Below are 15039 nucleotides of genomic sequence, written 5' to 3' on the forward strand. Positions count from 1 at the left end.
AGGCAGCGCTGTGTCAGTCCTGTGCCGGATGCGGCGCCGTGCCGATGACCGTACCGGTGACGGCGCTGCCCGCTGCCCCGGTGTGCTCCTGCCCGGAGTTAAGTACTCGTTGCCCGGACCGCGCCCGCGACCGGAATCCTTGAGACCATGCCACGAGGCATGGGGCGGGTACAGCGGGCCGTACTCACCCACCTGCGCACTGAACCCGCCGGGCGTAGCGCGGTCGACGGCGCCCGGCTGCCGGCCTTCGTCACCCAACTCGCCCCCGTCGCCTACGTCGTGTGGCGCGGCCCGCCGGGTGACGAGCGTGGCGACGACTTCCCCCTCGTCGTCCGTGCCCAGCGGTATCCCGGTCGCACACCCGTCTGGGCACGGCCACACCCGCCCCTCAAGCCGCGCCGCCTGTGCGGTGAGGGTGGTGGCGAAGGCTTCGGCGTCCTCGACCCGGTGTCCTCGACCTGGTTCACGTATGCCAGCACCCGCCGCAGCCCGTACTGGCGTGCGGCCTTCAGCAGCGCCGTCTGCTGCGCGGCGAGATACAGCCCGCGTGCCTGCTCACTTGTCGGAAACCGGTGATTCTGATCAGCCGGGGGGAGGCCGTGGCCTGGGGTCGTTCAGTTGTACTGGGTGGCGCTGGGTCTTTGGTCGCTCGGTGAAGATGGGCGGAGGGCGGTGGGGTTCGCTGCTGGCCTCTCGGTCGCTGGTCTGTTCCTCGGTCTGACCGGCATGCTCGCCACCACCGCCCAGGCCGCGTCGGCCGCCCAGGCCACCGCGTCGGCCACCCCCGGCGTCACAACCCGCCGTCCGCGCGTGTCCCGGCTCACCAGCCCCATCAGACGCGGCGTCGCGGTCATCGCCAGCCGGTGCACAGCGGGCACCAGCCGGTTCGAGCTGATCCGCCCCCCACTGCTTCGACGTCTCCGTATGGTGTGCCTCATCCATCTGCCACCAGCAGATCCCACTGCGGCAGTGCCGCGGGCCCGTCCCGGTCCTTGCGCAGCCGGTGCGCCGCGATGACCGTCCTCGATGCTCGCGTACGTTGTCAACACCGTGTACGGCTCGCCGGCCGCCCAGAAGCGGTGCACGAGCTGCGCCAGCACCCGAGGACTCGTGGTCACCCGCACCCCGCGTGCTCCGTCCCCACGCCCCGTGTCACGGTCCGCGTAGACAGCCGCCACCGGCCCACCACGCCCCGCTGCCCGGGCCGCCCAGTATGTCTGCTCCGGCAACCCCCAGCGCCGCCTGATCGAAGCGCGGCGGTTTGATGGCTGGTCGGGCGGCCTGTTCGGCGAGCCTGGCTGGCGGGGCGCTGCATCCGGTTCGAGAATGGCCGGTGGGGGCCGGTCGACGAGGGTCGGGCACCGGCACCGGTCGGCGGTGGTATCCGGCCTCGGGGCTCATGAAGCGCGACGGTTGTCGTAGGCCTTGTCCGCGTGGAGCTTGGCGGGACGGCGCCGACGGGGTCCGCGGCGGGACCGGATGGGCGGTATGCCGCGCACGAGCGGCTCGGGTGCCTGGCTGTCGTGGAGTTTGCGCCGGAGATGCCAACGGAGAGGGGCAGTCCGGTCCGCTCGGTGATCAAGTGGATCTTCGAACCGTACGTGCCCCGATCCACAGGATTCGGACCCGTCAGGTCCCCTTTGTCAGTGCCCGCATGTTCACCGAGTCGATCGCGCACCGCAACCAGTCCAGCTCGCCTCTTGCACCCAGTTCGTCCAGCACCAGGCGGTGCAGTTTCGCCCACACCCGCAGCCGGCTCCACTCCATGAACCGGCGGTGAGCCGTCGCCCCGGACGGCCCGAACACCGGCGGGACCTGCGACCACGTACACCCCGCCGTCGCCACGAAGATGACCGCCGCGAGCACCCACGGTCCCCATACCGACGACGGCCGCCCCCTTGAGGACGCGTCGGAGCCTCCGGCACCACCCGCTGGAACAACTCCCACAACCCGTCCGGCACCAACCGCTCCACCATCAACACCCAGACAGGCCACCCGAACCAACCAAACGAGATGATCCCTTAGTGGAACAGCGCGGGGCCTCGGGGCGGCTGCCCCGAGGCCCGTGCGTCGGGTCGATCGACTACGCAGGACCTGTTGCCTGCTCGTTCATGACCCGCCGGTCCTCGCCTATGTGAAGATCACAGGACTGAAGAACGCGTGCGCGTGCGCAGATCGCCGTCGTGCGCCGGTACGTGGTCAGCACCAGCTTCCATCGTTGGGGAGGTGGGAGAACGCCTTCCAGGCGGCCCTGGTCTTGGGTCCGGCAACGCCGTCGATGCCGCCGGTGTCGTAGCCGATGTCGACGAGGAACCTCTGCAGGCCCCGGATGGTGTTGGGGCCGACCTGGCCGTCGACGGTTCCGGCGTTGTAACCGCGGTCGTTGAGGAAGAGCTGCCAGGCTTTCCAGCTGTTGGTGCCGAGCTGGCCGTCGATGGCGCCAGGGTTGTACCTACCGCGCGGTGAGGTGTCGCGGACGTAGCACTGCACGCTCTTGCCTTCGGAGATGGAGAGGCCGAGGTTGTTGACGGCCTGGATGGCGATGGTCCCGCTGGGCTGCCGGGCGGGCGCGGCGGTGGCCGCTGTTGCGCCGGCGAGGGTGCCGATACTGAGGGCGGCAGCTGTGAAGGTCGCCAAGAGCGCGTTCGTGAGCCTGCTCGATGCCATGAGCGTCCCCTTGGGTGGGCAACTGGTTGGAGTCGGCTGAGGTACCGGCAGCGCAGTGTTTAGCAGCGTGGCCACGGCCGGGCGAGGGGCCGCACTTCAAAGTGGTGTGGCGGGACAGCGGCGGAGGGTGCGCTCGTATGCCGTGTCGTACTCGGCCACTGCGGCCGAGAACCGGAAGCAGCAGCTGGAAGCCGACGGGGCCGTGGCGCGCGTCGTCGAGGTGGCGCCGGGCGCAGACATCTCTGTGGGCCTTGTCGAGGAGATGCGGGCGGGACTGCCGTCGGCAGCCTGACCCTGAGGGTAGGCGCGGTTCCCCGGAGCGGTGGTGCGCGAGGACTCGTCGATCCGTGGCCGCCACACCCCGGAGTACTGGCTGCTGGCCGTGGCGCTCACAGGGTCCCGCCTGCGGCTTGGGCCACAGGGACCCGCGGGCACGGAGCTGTTGCTGTATGCGGCCGGTTGACGCCGGGTTCCTTCGGGCCGGGGCCCGGCGCCCCTGCGGTCTGCGGACCGCTGTGTGCGGCAGCCGCTTACCCCTTGGTCGGCGCTTCTTCTCCGCCGCGTGGTGCTGGTGCGATGTAGACCGAGACCTGGGTGGGCCGTCCGCCGGTGTACGGGGCTTCGGCGAGGGTCGTGACCATGTCGCGGAGGATGTCCAGCGCGATCCAGTACTCTCCCTGGGCGCCCGCGACGGGCTGGGCGTCGGGCCAGACGATGACCGCGCGGGGAGAGTTGAGTGCATGGAGCCCGCCCCAGAGTGAATCCGCAAGGGCGTCCCACACCGTGCGGTCGGCCCCGAGCGGCGGGTCCAGGGGAAGTGTCTGCCGCACCGCTGCGAAGAACGCCTCCTGGTCGGTGCGCCCGGCGGTGGAGAGTGTGAAGGCGGGCACGCCCTGGCGGGCGGCTTCGTCGAGTATCCGGGTAATGTCTGAGGCGGAAACCTCGTGGAAGCCTTGGTCGATCACCATGATCAGAACCGTACCGGTGCGTCCCCGGGTCCGGATGGCGCCCGCCGGTCAGCGTGTGAGCGGGCTACGGCGTAGATGTGGCGTTGCCGGTGGCGCTGGCGCGCACAGGCCCGCGTTCACTCTGCCGGACCCCGCCATCCGGTCTTCCGCGCAGGGTCGTTGAGCCGACGTCACAGTGGGCCAAGTGGCGTTCAGCCGGGTATTTCGTTGGAGCGTCCTTCTCGGCCTGAGACGATCAGCAGGATTGTACGAATGAACGCAGAGGTGGGGAACATGATCGGTCTGGTGCTGCTCGGTGTCTTGGCGCTCGCCGTCGGCGGGTGCGCATGTGTGGTGTGGGCGGAACGCGGCGGGCCCCGGTGGGCCCGTGCCGTGGCGGCCATGACGCTCGCCGCGGGCGAGCTGGTGCGCCACTCCGGGAAGAACCGGCGCCGGCGCGTGAACGGGACCACCGGCGGGGACGACTAGGAACAAAGAAGCGGTCTGGTCCGGGCGGTCAAAGTCACCTGGTGGCTGTCTCCGTCCTGCCCGAAGTAGGGCCGGGGTGGTGTGGGTGGACGCCAGAGCCCCTGGAGACCGGGCGGCGGCGGTTGAGGCCCTGTACGGCCCGCTGAACCTCGAAGGCGCCCACGAGGTACGGCCACGGCGCCTTGCGGATGCCGAGGACCTGATCGTCGCCGAACTGGCCCGCGCACCGCGTCTGGTCGTCGTCATCGGCACCCGTGGCGGTACTCCTTGAGCCGGTGTGTTCACACCGCTCCGTCCAGGCGGGGTTTCGCTGCCTGTGCGGATGGGCCAGACTCCGTGGGGACGCGTTCCACCCCCACAGGAGAGGAGCCGGGCATGGGTAGGCACGGGGACGGCAAGGGCGGGTCCGACGGGGACAAGCAGCAGTCCCCGAAGGAGAGTGACGGGCAGTGGAACAAGCCGGTCAGCGACCCGCCGAGGAAGAAGTGACGGCGTGAGTTCCCCGGAGCGGCTGCGGGAGATCCTGCTCAACAAGGGAACCCTGGCGGCGGGCTCGCCGTGGGAGCGGGCGGTGCTGGAGGTGCCGCGGGCTTTGTTCCTGCCCGATGTGGTCGAGACGCCGCAGCGGGTCATCTCCCGCAGCACGGCCTCGGAGCGGTGGCTGAGCGCCGTCTACGGGGACCTGCCGTTGACCACGCAGGTCAATGACGGACGGCCGGTCGAGCAGGGCGCCTACGAGCTGCCCACCTCGTCGAGCTCGATGCCTTCGGTCATGGTGGAGATGCTGGACCTGCTCGATCTCCGCGACGGGCAGCGGGTCCTGGAGCTGGGAGCCGCTACCGGCTACAACGCGGCGTGGCTGTGCCACCGCCTGGGGGACGCGTGCGTGACCACCCTCGACATCGACCCGATGCTGGCCGAGCAGGCTAGCGTCAACCTGAAGGCGGCCGGCTACAGTCCGCGGGTGGTGGTGGGCGACGGAGCGGCGGGCTGGCCCGACGGCGCCCCCTACCAGCGGCTGATCGCCACCTACACCGTCTCCGAGATTCCCTACGCGTGGGTGGAACAGGTGCCGTCGGGGCGGATCGTGGCGCCGTGGGGCGGCAGCTGGTTCTCGCACTCCTTCGCCGTGCTGGAGACCGCCGACGGGATCGGGCAGGGGCGGTTCAGCGGATACCCCGCGTTCATGCGCAGCCGCAGCGGCCGGCCGCACCGCGGCTACCTGTCCGACTTCCTGCACCACAGTGACGACGCCACCACCACACACACCGCCTTGTCGCCGCGGGCACTGGTGGGCGACAGCGACGCCCTGTTCTTCACCGGGCTCGCCCTGCCCGATGCCTGGTATCTGCTGGCCGAGGCGGAGGACGGCAGCGACGAGGCGACGCTGTGGCTGCTGGCGGATGACCGTGCGTCCTGGGCGGCGGCCGAATGCGTTCCCGGGCACGACGCGTTCGAGGTCGACCAGTACGGGCCGCGCCGCCTGTGGGACGAGGCCGAGACCGCCTACCGGCGGTGGCAGGAGCAGGGCGCACCGGCCCGCGACCGGCTCGGCCTGACCGTCACACCCTCCGGGCAATCCGTGTGGCTGGACACCCCCGAGCAGACGATGTGATCCAGGTGCGCCTGCCGGGGTCAGTTAGAGAGGTGGGGTGCAGCGGGTGCCCGTGGCCTGCAGCGCCCGGCCGATCTTGCCAGCCCACAGCTCCTCGGCGACGAAGGGCCTCCTCACGCGCCTGGAACTTCCTCCACAGTCTTCCCCGACATCCCCCGATAAACGGTCACTACCGGCACCGGGGTGTCTCCCGGCGAGACACCGGCCCGGGGAGCCGTGGCCGTGCTCGACTACGGCCTGTCCCAGCGCGCCCTGATCGCCGTCTCCACCCGTAGCGGCGACGTCGCGGAGCTCCTCCCGGCCGACTCGCCGCGCTCGCCCACAGCGGCCCCCAGACGCTCGATAAGCCGGCCGTGTGGGGCGGCGGTCCGTCAGGCCGTCCGCGCCGCCCCATCCCGCCCCCACCGCCCGGCGGACCCGACGGACGCGGCGCTGCACCGTGTCACCGACGGCCTTGCCGCCAGCACCCACGCGTTGGGCGAGCTGATGCTCGAAGTCGCCCCGGCCTACCTCTCCGACACCGACGCCGCCGACGTCCTCACGCGGTGAGGGGTACAGAGCGTTTTCCAACCTCAGGTTGAGGCGTGGTGGAGGGCAAGGATGGCCTTGACCATGTTGGTGATCCGGTTGGTGCTGCAGCGGAGCTTCCGCAGGAGGCGCCGGCTCTTGAGGGTGGCCATGGCTTGTTCGCCGAGGCAGCGGATTCTGGCATGGGTGGTGTTGTGGCGGCGCTTCCATCGCTTGAGGCGGCGGCCCCGGAAGGGCACCCGGACTGGTCTGCCGGCTCCTTGATACGCCGTGTCCGCCCAGCATTTGAGGTCTGCGGTCGCGAAGGCGTCGATGATCCCGTGGTGTCGTGCGGCGGTGAGGTTGTGGGTCGAGCCGGGCAGAGCAGGCGAGGCCCAGAGCAGGCGTCCGAAGAGGTCGGTGAGGACCTGGACGTTCATGCCGTGGCGTTGGTGTTTCCCGGAGTAGTACGGGGTGTTGGCGGCGATGCGGTCGATGGGAAGCAGGGTGCTGTCGAGGATGATGAACGCCTTCTCGCGGATCGTCTCCCTCGCCTCGGCGAGGGTCGGGGCGAGGGCGGCCAGGACGTCGACGGTCTCGCGTATGTAGCGGAAGACAGTTGCGATCCCGATGCCGAACCCGGCCGCGAGCTGGGCGTAGGTGTCACCGCACCGCAGGTGTGCCAGGGCCGGCAGGGCCTGGCGGACCGGCCGGCAGACGCCGCCACCGGGTCCCGATCGCCTGCCGTCGGGCTGTCAGCTCGCCGCCAGAGCCCCGCTCAAACCGCCCGAGCCAACAGGTCGGGTCAGGCGTTGGAGGGGCTTGTCTCTTCCGCGTCGTGGAGGCCGTCCGGGTGGATGGCGTCGGTGTGCAGGGTGCCGGCGGTCATGTGGCAGATGTTTCCTGTGGTGGTGCTCACGGCGTAGTGGCCGCCAACCACCGTCCGTCGCGAAGCCGGTGACTGTGTCCTTGATGGTCCCCTGCAGCCGGGTGGGATGGTTCTTGCTGTGCAGAAGTGTGGGGGCGTCCTCGATCCAGATGCCGTTCGCCAGGTCCGGCAGCTCGGCGGTGCTCATGCGCGCGTAGTACGCCAGGAGCGTGCGGTGTGCCCCGGCCCCGGCCTCGGCCTCGGCCTCGGCCTCGGCCAGCAGCATGGGGGCTTGGGCTGCCTCCTGTCCGGTGGCGGTGCGTACGAGGTGCTCGTCGGTCGGGTGAGAGGCCGTGCACCGTCTGGAAGCCGTCCTGGAAGAGGCGGGTGAGGCGGCTCATGCCGGCACCCCACTGCTCCAGGTCGAGGACGGATTTCTCCGGCTGGGGCATGCTCAGGCCTTCGGCCCGATACCGGGGAGCGCGGCGATGTCCTTCGCGCAGCTGGAGTGGTAGCCGGCGAACGAGATCCGGTCGATCCGGTCGCTCTCGGAGAGCTTGCCCTTAACGGTCCACTCCCCCTTGGCCAGGACGGTCTGGGTGAGGGCACCGTCCTGCTGCCGGGAGGCGAGCTTCCAGCCGCGCTTCTGCAGCGCGCGTACGGCAACGGCGAACGGCTTGTCGCCCCTGGCCTCGGCCAGGCCCGTGGTGCCCGACCAGAGCACGCTGCAGTCGGCCAGCTTGCGCTCAGCGGGCGAGCTGGCGTCCGGGTCGGGGCCCGGGGAGAGCCCGGTGAGCCGGGCCTGCGCTGCGGCGGCGTCCAGATCCGCGTCGACCCCCTCCCGCTCCCGGCGCAGCCCGCCCGACAGGGCCCGCTCCTCGGGCGCGGCTGTCCGCGCAGAGGAGGCCGACTGCGCCGGGGAACCGGACTCGTCACTCGTGGTGCAGCCCGTCACACATACCGTGCCCACCATGCCCAGCACGGCCACGGCCAGCACTGTCCTGCTCGTACTCAAGTTGCTTCCCGCCCCGTTGATACCGTCCGCAGTTCCGAATGGCGCCGGTTTCACAGACAGAGCCTGAAATCCCCCGAAAGGGGACGTACCCGGCGCCATTATGCAGGAGAGCCCGGCACCCAACCGGCACCGGCACCAAACCGACACGGGCAGGGGCCCGGCAGAGACGTCGAACTACTACGGGAGCCAACCCCGCGCGTGCCACCCGGGTCCGCCCCAACCCTCACGCATCGCACGAGCGAGGCGTTTGACCTCGCGGAGCGTGGGTGTGGTCCGGACTGCGGTTACCAGGGAGCTGGTTGATGCGGGGGCCTGCCAGACCGCCGGTGACAACGAGCTCTGTGGTCTGTTGCGTCGTTGCGACGGCTTCTGGCTCGTCGGCCTGGCCAGCGCCGGCGAACATCTCGCGGACCGACGCCGGGCACCACCGCCCACTGCCCGGCGACTCCGACTTGGTCAGGGCGATCGGTGTCCTGGCCCGGGCCCGGCAGGAAGCGGTCTGGGGCCGTACTCGCGCCCACAACCGACTCCGCTCGCAGGTGTGTTGAGGATCGGGGCAGACACCCGCACTCCTCTCGGTACTGAAGGCTCTACTTGAGTCGGGCTGGACTCGGGCCGGAAGCCGGATCCGGGCGGCCTGGACGTCCTGCTCCTGCTTCTCGTCGACCGTGCCGCGCTGACTCGCGAACAGCTGAAGGCTCCTCGTGTTTTCGGGGAGGTCCTCCGGTGTGTGAGTAATCGGAGGGCCTCGGGTGTGGACGCCAGACGGCTCACCTTGGCGACGGTCACACTCCGCCCTGCCCCCGCTGCATTGGCGGGCGGGCCGGGGGCGCGTCGCGTTGACGCAGGTGTGGGTTGGGACGCCATGACGTATTGGCCTAGACCTATTGTGCGGCCGGGTTCGTGACGGTACGTTCGTGCCTGGCTGCGCAGCCGGGATCAAACGGGGACTTACCGCATCGCATCGTCGGGCACTTGTCCGGGGTATCCCGGCGTCTTTCAGGAGGACATGCCATGTACCGCCGTGCAGCAGCCGCTCTCGCCACCGTCGCCACCGCCGGAGCCCTCGCGCTCACCACCGCCGGTGCGGCCGAGGCCAACCCCGGCCCCGGCTTCTACCCCCGCAGCCACCACACCTCGTACGCCGACTGCCAGGCCACCGGCCAGGCCGGGTACCGCATCTGGGGCCCGATCTTCTCCTGCGAGCCCCTCAGCTCGACCCGCCAGGACATCATCGTCCTCTGGGTCCGCGCCTGACGAAAACGGCTGGCCCCAGGACCTTCCCGGGGCCAGCCGTTTTCACGTGTCGGCGACCAGCATCCGGCCAACCGGGGACTCTCTGACCGGGCGTCGGATACGGGGGTGATCCCCTTGAGCCCCTCTTCGACGACGCCCACTTTTGATCGACCGACCACCAAGCGCGCACTGGTCGCCGAGTCGGGCTGGCTCTCCCCGGCCCGGCTCGCAGCCAGCTGGTCAGCGGCGAGCGGTCACAGCTCAGTGAGATTGGTCGAACTTTGCCCGGCAGCCGGAGTACCTCGACTACGGGCGCCAGATCCGCACCGGGATGGCGCACATCTTCACCGAGGTCTGCGCTGCGCCGGCCTCTCGCGGAAAAGCTTGAGTGGTTCTCAGCCAAGGCCGGTGACCGGGGTGTCCTGCCCCAGGCCCCGACGGATCGCGATCTCCACGGGCGAGTACGCGCCGTCGGCCCGCTTCAGTTCGTACGGCGCGGCCGGCATCAGCGGCGGCTGCGCCATGAAGCGCGGTCGCACCCCATGGTGTGGTTGCGCAGCGTGTACCAGGAACGGATGACACAGGAAGACGTCGCCCGGAGACCCTGTGGCGAGGGCGAGTGGCCGGTGGTCGGACGCCGCTACCAGATCGGGCGCAAGAGCCAGCCCGCTCGCTCCGCCTTCCCCGTACTGCTCCAGCACCTTCGGCACGTCGAGGTGTGAGCCGACCCGGATCCGGGTCGGGGCGTCCTGTTCACCGACCTTGCTGAACAGGAACAGCATCAGCAACGCCCGGCCCCGGGAGCGCAGGTTGGTGAAGTACCAGCTCTCGCCGTCCGGCAGGTAGCTCCCCTCGACGTGCCAGCCGGCGTCGTCCGGCTCCTCCTCGTGCGGGAAGCGCAGCGGGAACGTACCCAGCGAGTAGCGTGGCTCCCAGCGTCCCGCGCCGACGAGCAGGTCGTACGCGCGGTGCAGGGCGGGGGAGTTGGGCGCGGCGGCGAACGGGCCCTGCGTCATGCCGGGCACCCAGTGCACGGGCTGCGTCCACGTTGCTGCATTGTCCGGGTCGCAGCCCGTCTCTCGCCACAGCAGCCGTGCGCAGTCCGCGGCCACGCGTGGCGCGACGGCGCCCTCCAGCTTCACGAAGCCATCGCGCAGGAAGCGGGATACCAAGGTCGTGTCATCCATGCCCTTATCGTGCGGCGGCGCTGGTTCCGGGCACCCGACATTTTCCGCACCACCATTGTCAGGTGATCAGCGAGCCGCTTCCGGCTTCTCCACCCGACCGGAAGCATCCGCCCCGCGGACCCAGGACCACGGGGGGACCCCCGATTCCGCTCGTCTCTTCTGCCACGAGCGGGGTCGTTTAGGGGAGGTTGTCGACGTCGGTCGATCATGGCGAGTCCCGGGTCCGGATCGCCGAGGCGGCCGCAACCCGCGATGAAGCGGCGATGCCGGCAGGTGGACGCACGGAGGTGACGGCCGGGCGAACACCCACAGTCCCGGCGGAGACCGCTCCGTACCACGATCGGGGCCTCAGCCGCCGAACCGGTCGTCGAGGTCGGTGTGGAAGTCGGCACCGACGAGTTGAGAGAACTCCGTGTAACTGTGTTGCGGGGGACCCCCGGCGGGTGTGCCCGCGGCCCGGAGGTGGGACAGGGCGTCAGCGACGGCCCGCGTGGCGGTGAACAGAGCCGTCACGGCGTAGAAGGCCAGGGAGAAGCCGAGTTCCTGGAGGTCCGTGGCGGTCAGTCGGGTGGTCTCGTTGCCGTCGACGACGGACACCGCTTTCGGGCCCTCGACCGCCGCGGCCACCGCCTCCAGTTCGCTGATCTTCTTGATGCCGTCCACGAAGACCAGATCAGCACCCGCGTCCTGGTAGAGGCGGGCGCGCCGGACCGCTTCGTTGATTCCCTGCGCGGGAAGGGCGTCAGTGCGGCCGATGACCAGCATGTCCGCCGACCCACGCGCCTCCAGCGCGCACCTCAGACGCTTGACGCCGCTCTCCGCGTCGAGCAGCCGCACGCCGCTCGTCTGGCCGCACCGTTTGGGCATGGCCTGGTCTTCGAGGTGGATCGCCGCAGCACCGGCGGAGAGGAATTCGTGCACGGTACGGTCGATGTTGCTGGGGCCGCCGTAGCCGGTGTCGGCATCCGCGATCACCGGGATCGCTACCGCACGGGTCATGTTGCGTGCGTGCTCGGTCATCTCGGTTTGGCTGAGCAGCCCGATGTCCGGCATTCCCAGTCGGCTGGCCGTCGCGCCGAAACCCGTCATATACACCGCGGGGAAGCCGGCCGCCTCCACGAGCCGAGCAGTGATCGAGTCGGGCGCTCCCGGGGCCAGAACGATCTCCCGGCCCTCCAGCAAGGTCTTCAAGGTCGTGCCACCGGTCAACAGAACCCCTCCAGCCACATGTAGATCATGACGCCATGGGCAAGGAACGCCTCGGCCCGGCGGCTTGCCACGTAACGGTAGCTTTTCCTGTTAACGGCTCTGACCGGAGGGGGAGTTGCAAGGGAGATGGTGTTCCGCTCGCGGCCGTTTCCGGATGTCCTGCGTGTAACAGCAGCCGCCGACCGTCCACGACATCCTCGGGCGAGAGCGAGAACTCGATCCCGTCGACCGGCAGGTGGGCTGTGAACCAGGTCCGGCCGTAGCGGACGGCGAGGCTCGCCGGGGCGCCGTCCTGGAGGGTGGCCAGTGGGTCGGTGTCGGGTGCCTGCCCGTACCAGGTGAGTTCGTCGGCGGTGGCGCCGAGGTGGTGGAGGACCTTGGGCCAGTGGCTCTCGTCGGTGCCGGAGACGGTGATGTCGCGGAGGCTGCCGTCGGTGTAGAAGACCTTGCACATCCACGGCTCGGGGAGTCGACAGATACCCTGGCGTGCCGGGCGGCGGTGCGTCAGGTCCGTGAGCAGCGGGGGTGTTTCTTGATCGTCGTCATGGTGCGAGCGTAGGACCTCGGATGCGGTTGAGGCCGAGTGGGTCGAGTGGGTCGAGTGGGGAGTTCTGGGATGAGTGAGAAGGCGCGGGTGCTGTTCGAGGCGTTGGATCTGGATGCCGATGGGCGGCTGACGCGGGTCGAGGTGATTTCGGCGCTGCGGGACCGGGGGCCGACGCTGGCGGCGCGGGGGGTGCTGCCGTTCTGGGGTGTGCAGGACGCGGAGGCGTCGTCGGCGTTGTTCGACGCGGCGGATGCGAACGGGGACGCGGTGCTGACGTTCGAGGAGTTCGCGGCGGTGGTGGACCGGCGGTTCGGCTGGTAGGCGGGGCCGCGCTGGGCGGGAACGGCCGATGCCGTTCCCGCCGGGTGGGGCTCGTGCGGGCCGTCTCTTCGAGATCTTGTCGGCCGAGCACGCGCTGGTTGGTGCCGTGCATGGCAAGCCGGAGGGGCGCTCGTGTACTGGACCTACTCGGGCGGCCCCGACAACGCCCCGGTGCGGTACCGGGCACCGCGGGCCCGGCAAGATCCGAAAGAGACGACCTGGCGCGGTGCCTGCGGCGCACGCCGTGAGTCACCGGTCGCGGACGGGCTCGTGGGGGCGGCGAGCCGGTGCCGCAACTCGATGTGGCGGAACTGGTAGACGGCCCCCACCCGCCGCAGCACACCCCGGTCGTGGGCGTCGGAAGGCCATCAGGTCGTACGGCAGTCCCGCACGCAGGGCCAGGTAGCAGCGGGCAACGGTGTAGTGGCCCCAGGCGGATTGCCGGATCCCGATGGCCGGCCCGGTCAGTACAGCCAGGATGAGCCCCACGCCGGGCCGCCGGCCGCCTCGGCGCCCCACACGAGTGTCGAGCCGGTCAGCACGGCGCACCAGCTCTGGATCCCGATGCTGATGGCGCCGACGACCGTGGCCGTGAGGACGCAGGCGATGAGGGTACGCGGTCGTTGGCGAGCAGGGCCCGCGCGTCGACTGAGGTACCCAGGTCGACCGGGACGGCACGCAGGCCGTGCACGAGTACGCAGGCCACGCCGAACACCGTGCCCGTCTGCAGGGCCGCCCAGAACGCGGCGAGCGGATGGGGAGGCGCGATGTACTGAACGCCGTTGCCGCCCGACAGGACGTCCGAGAGCAGGCCCTCCAGCAGGATACCGGCACCGATCAGCAGGCCGACCTGGAGTCCGCGGCCGAGGCCTCGCACACTGAAGTGCCGGCGCACCCGGACGGCCGGACAGGGAAGATCGGCGCGCACGCCGTCCGCGCCGACCGCGGCTGCGGCCACACCGTACAGGAGGGCATGAACTGTGCCGCAGCCGTTGCCGAAGGCCGCCGCGTAGCAGAGGGCGGCACGAGCGCGGTCACCAGGGCCCTGCGGTCCCAGTCGGCGGGCCGCCGCAGGTGCGGCCGGCCGCCGAACGCGAAGCCGGAGATGATCACCCCGGCCAGGGTCAGGGTGGCGGCGTCGGCCAGGCGGTTGAGCACGAGTTCGGCGGTGACGTCGGGCGCAGCGACAAGGGCGCACCGCGTCATGGCGGCCAAGCCCGCGGCGAGACCGCACACCAAGCCGCCGCAGATCCCGGCCGCTACGACACCGAGGCCGCCCCGCTGGTCCCAGCGCACCGGCGCCCCGTCCGGCGTGAAGTGGTGGGTCAGTTCCATGCCGATGCCCTCGAAGGACCAGGCCACCATGCCCAGCAGCACGCCGGCCAGCATGAGGGGCAGCGCGGTGGGAACGGCGTGCCGCAGCTTCCACCAGGCGAGTTCGGCGGTGCCGTCGCGTCCGCGCTCCATGTACCGGGCGAGGAAGCGCAGGGCAGGCCCGGCCCGGTCCGCGCTCCAGCGGGAGGGGCGGCGTGGGTGTGGCCGGTACGCGGCGTCGACGAAGGCGTCGAGGAGGTGGTGCCCCACGGCCGTGCGGGTGCGCAGCCGCAGCAGCACAGCAGCCAGGGTGACCTGCCCGAAGGCATCGGACGCGCGAGCCCCCAGTTCCGGGTGGTCCTGCACGAGTCGGCACCTCAGCGGGGCCGCATGCCACGACCGTCTCGGTCCGGTCGGCCCGGTAGGCGCTCCAGGCCAGGTAGGCGCCGGCCCACGTCGGCAGTAGTGCCGCGAGCACGGAGGCCGAGTCCTCCATCCGCAGGGCGACCAGGAGCGCCCCCACCGTGCCCACGGCCGGCAGGGTCAGGTACACAACCCCGGTGCGCCGTACGCGGGCACCGGGGACAACACCGCTCATGCGACGAAGCGTGGCGTACACAGGCAGCGAAATGCGTCTGATCAGCGCGTCCGCTACACCCGTGGGTGAACGCCGCGGTGTGTTGATCGGCCCGGACGGAAGCGCTCTGCTGCCGGACGTCCGGGTGTGGAAACTCCGCCGTGCGGCTGCGGCAGGGCATTGCCGGATGGCTGCGCGGAGTGCGGCTGATCGACGCGACCTTGCGGCGGACGAGTTCGGTCGCCGGGCGAGGTGTACGCATGTGCTGCGGCACCGCCGCAAGGATGGGGCTGGTATGACGATCGGACCAGTTACCGGGCCCGACGAGTCAGCGGGAGGGGGGGACTTCGGCTGCCGCGCGGGGTGAGGAGGGTGGCGTCCGCCCGGTCTGACGGCCTCTCACCGCCCGGAAAGCCAGTGGCTGGAGCCCGACGAGTGCTCTGGTCCCTTCATTCAGTGTGCGGCGGTCATTCAGTGTGCGGCGGTCGGTTCGCCCCGTTCGGGAGCGGGAAGGCGGCCCGGCATGGCGACGAGGGCGTC

The 15039-nt window shown here is 70.5% G+C and carries 15 protein-coding genes and 3 pseudogenes; 9 read left to right on the plus strand and 9 right to left on the minus strand.

Annotated elements, in window-relative coordinates:
* Positions 1–159 precede the first annotated feature (159 nt).
* Positions 160–576 (plus strand): hypothetical protein, encoded by a 417-nt coding sequence (locus tag QIY60_RS31485; RefSeq protein WP_283145568.1) that lies wholly within the window; start codon positions 160–162, stop codon positions 574–576.
* A gap of 833 nt (positions 577–1409) precedes the next feature.
* On the opposite strand, the pseudogene QIY60_RS31490 reads toward QIY60_RS31485, so the two are convergent.
* Together QIY60_RS31490 and QIY60_RS31495 are read right to left on the minus strand one after the other, a co-directional pair.
* Positions 1410–1976: pseudogene (locus QIY60_RS31490) on the minus strand (IS5 family transposase); the annotation flags it as partial.
* A gap of 223 nt (positions 1977–2199) precedes the next feature.
* Positions 2200–2667, minus strand: coding sequence for a peptidoglycan-binding protein (locus QIY60_RS31495; RefSeq protein WP_283145569.1), 468 nt, complete (start codon positions 2665–2667; stop codon positions 2200–2202).
* A gap of 127 nt (positions 2668–2794) precedes the next feature.
* On the opposite strand from QIY60_RS31495, the gene QIY60_RS31500 reads away from it, so the two are divergent.
* The gene (locus QIY60_RS31500) at positions 2795–2959 is read left to right on the plus strand and encodes a hypothetical protein (RefSeq protein WP_283145570.1); all 165 of its coding nucleotides are present in this window, start codon (positions 2795–2797) and stop codon (positions 2957–2959) included.
* Between the two features lie 238 nt (positions 2960–3197).
* On the opposite strand, the gene QIY60_RS31505 is transcribed toward QIY60_RS31500, so the two are convergent.
* Entirely contained in the window at positions 3198–3635 is a 438-nt protein-coding gene (locus tag QIY60_RS31505) for a barstar family protein (RefSeq protein ID WP_283145571.1), read from the minus strand.
* Positions 3636–3908: 273 nt separating this feature from the next.
* Here QIY60_RS31505 and QIY60_RS31510 point away from each other — a divergent pair, with 273 nt between their 5' ends.
* The 4 genes from QIY60_RS31510 (at position 3909) to QIY60_RS31525 (ending at position 6267) form a co-directional block, all read left to right on the plus strand.
* Positions 3909–4103 (plus strand): hypothetical protein, encoded by a 195-nt coding sequence (locus QIY60_RS31510; protein WP_283146134.1) that lies wholly within the window; start codon positions 3909–3911, stop codon positions 4101–4103.
* 85 nt (positions 4104–4188) lie between these two features.
* Complete coding sequence (locus tag QIY60_RS31515) at positions 4189–4374, plus strand: hypothetical protein (RefSeq protein WP_283145572.1); 186 nt, start codon at positions 4189–4191, stop codon at positions 4372–4374.
* 222 nt (positions 4375–4596) lie between these two features.
* A complete protein-coding gene (locus QIY60_RS31520) occupies positions 4597–5718 on the plus strand; it encodes a methyltransferase domain-containing protein (RefSeq protein ID WP_283145573.1) in 1122 nt (373 codons plus the stop codon).
* Positions 5719–5934: 216 nt separating this feature from the next.
* Positions 5935–6267: a hypothetical protein gene (locus QIY60_RS31525; RefSeq protein WP_283145574.1), complete on the plus strand. Its 333-nt coding sequence runs from the start codon at positions 5935–5937 to the stop codon at positions 6265–6267.
* A gap of 23 nt (positions 6268–6290) precedes the next feature.
* On the opposite strand, the pseudogene QIY60_RS31530 reads toward QIY60_RS31525, so the two are convergent.
* Together QIY60_RS31530 and QIY60_RS31535 are read right to left on the minus strand one after the other, a co-directional pair.
* A pseudogene (locus QIY60_RS31530) lies at positions 6291–6975 on the minus strand (transposase family protein); the annotation flags it as partial.
* Between the two features lie 572 nt (positions 6976–7547).
* Complete coding sequence (locus QIY60_RS31535) at positions 7548–8108, minus strand: hypothetical protein (RefSeq protein ID WP_283145575.1); 561 nt, start codon at positions 8106–8108, stop codon at positions 7548–7550.
* 395 nt (positions 8109–8503) lie between these two features.
* On the opposite strand from QIY60_RS31535, the pseudogene QIY60_RS31540 reads away from it, so the two are divergent.
* Together QIY60_RS31540 and QIY60_RS31545 are read left to right on the plus strand one after the other, a co-directional pair.
* Positions 8504–8644 (plus strand): annotated as a pseudogene (locus tag QIY60_RS31540) (IS110 family transposase); the annotation flags it as partial.
* A gap of 478 nt (positions 8645–9122) precedes the next feature.
* Positions 9123–9365 carry a hypothetical protein gene (locus tag QIY60_RS31545; protein WP_283145576.1) on the plus strand — a complete coding sequence of 81 codons (243 nt, stop codon included), beginning with the start codon at positions 9123–9125 and terminating at the stop codon, positions 9363–9365.
* Between the two features lie 374 nt (positions 9366–9739).
* On the opposite strand, the gene QIY60_RS31550 is transcribed toward QIY60_RS31545, so the two are convergent.
* The 3 genes from QIY60_RS31550 to QIY60_RS31560 form a co-directional block, all read right to left on the minus strand.
* On the minus strand, positions 9740–10531 hold the full coding sequence (locus QIY60_RS31550) for a phytanoyl-CoA dioxygenase family protein (RefSeq protein WP_283145577.1): 792 nt from the start codon (positions 10529–10531) through the stop codon (positions 9740–9742).
* A 348-nt stretch (positions 10532–10879) separates the two neighbouring features.
* Positions 10880–11722 carry an isocitrate lyase/PEP mutase family protein gene (locus tag QIY60_RS31555; RefSeq protein WP_283145578.1) on the minus strand — a complete coding sequence of 281 codons (843 nt, stop codon included), beginning with the start codon at positions 11720–11722 and terminating at the stop codon, positions 10880–10882.
* A gap of 43 nt (positions 11723–11765) precedes the next feature.
* Positions 11766–12194, minus strand: a complete 429-nt coding sequence (locus QIY60_RS31560; RefSeq protein ID WP_283145579.1) for a hypothetical protein — start codon at positions 12192–12194, stop codon at positions 11766–11768.
* A gap of 162 nt (positions 12195–12356) precedes the next feature.
* Here QIY60_RS31560 and QIY60_RS31565 point away from each other — a divergent pair, with 162 nt between their 5' ends.
* A complete protein-coding gene (locus QIY60_RS31565) occupies positions 12357–12608 on the plus strand; it encodes an EF-hand domain-containing protein (protein ID WP_283145580.1) in 252 nt (83 codons plus the stop codon).
* Between the two features lie 837 nt (positions 12609–13445).
* Here the strand turns inward: QIY60_RS31565 and QIY60_RS31570 are convergent.
* On the minus strand, positions 13446–14288 hold the full coding sequence (locus QIY60_RS31570; RefSeq protein WP_283145581.1) for a hypothetical protein: 843 nt from the start codon (positions 14286–14288) through the stop codon (positions 13446–13448).
* Positions 14289–15039 lie beyond the last annotated feature (751 nt).

Origin of the sequence: Streptomyces sp. BPTC-684, from assembly GCF_030028635.1 — a bacterium.
GTDB classification, from domain to species: Bacteria; Actinomycetota; Actinomycetes; order Streptomycetales; family Streptomycetaceae; genus Streptomyces; species Streptomyces noboritoensis.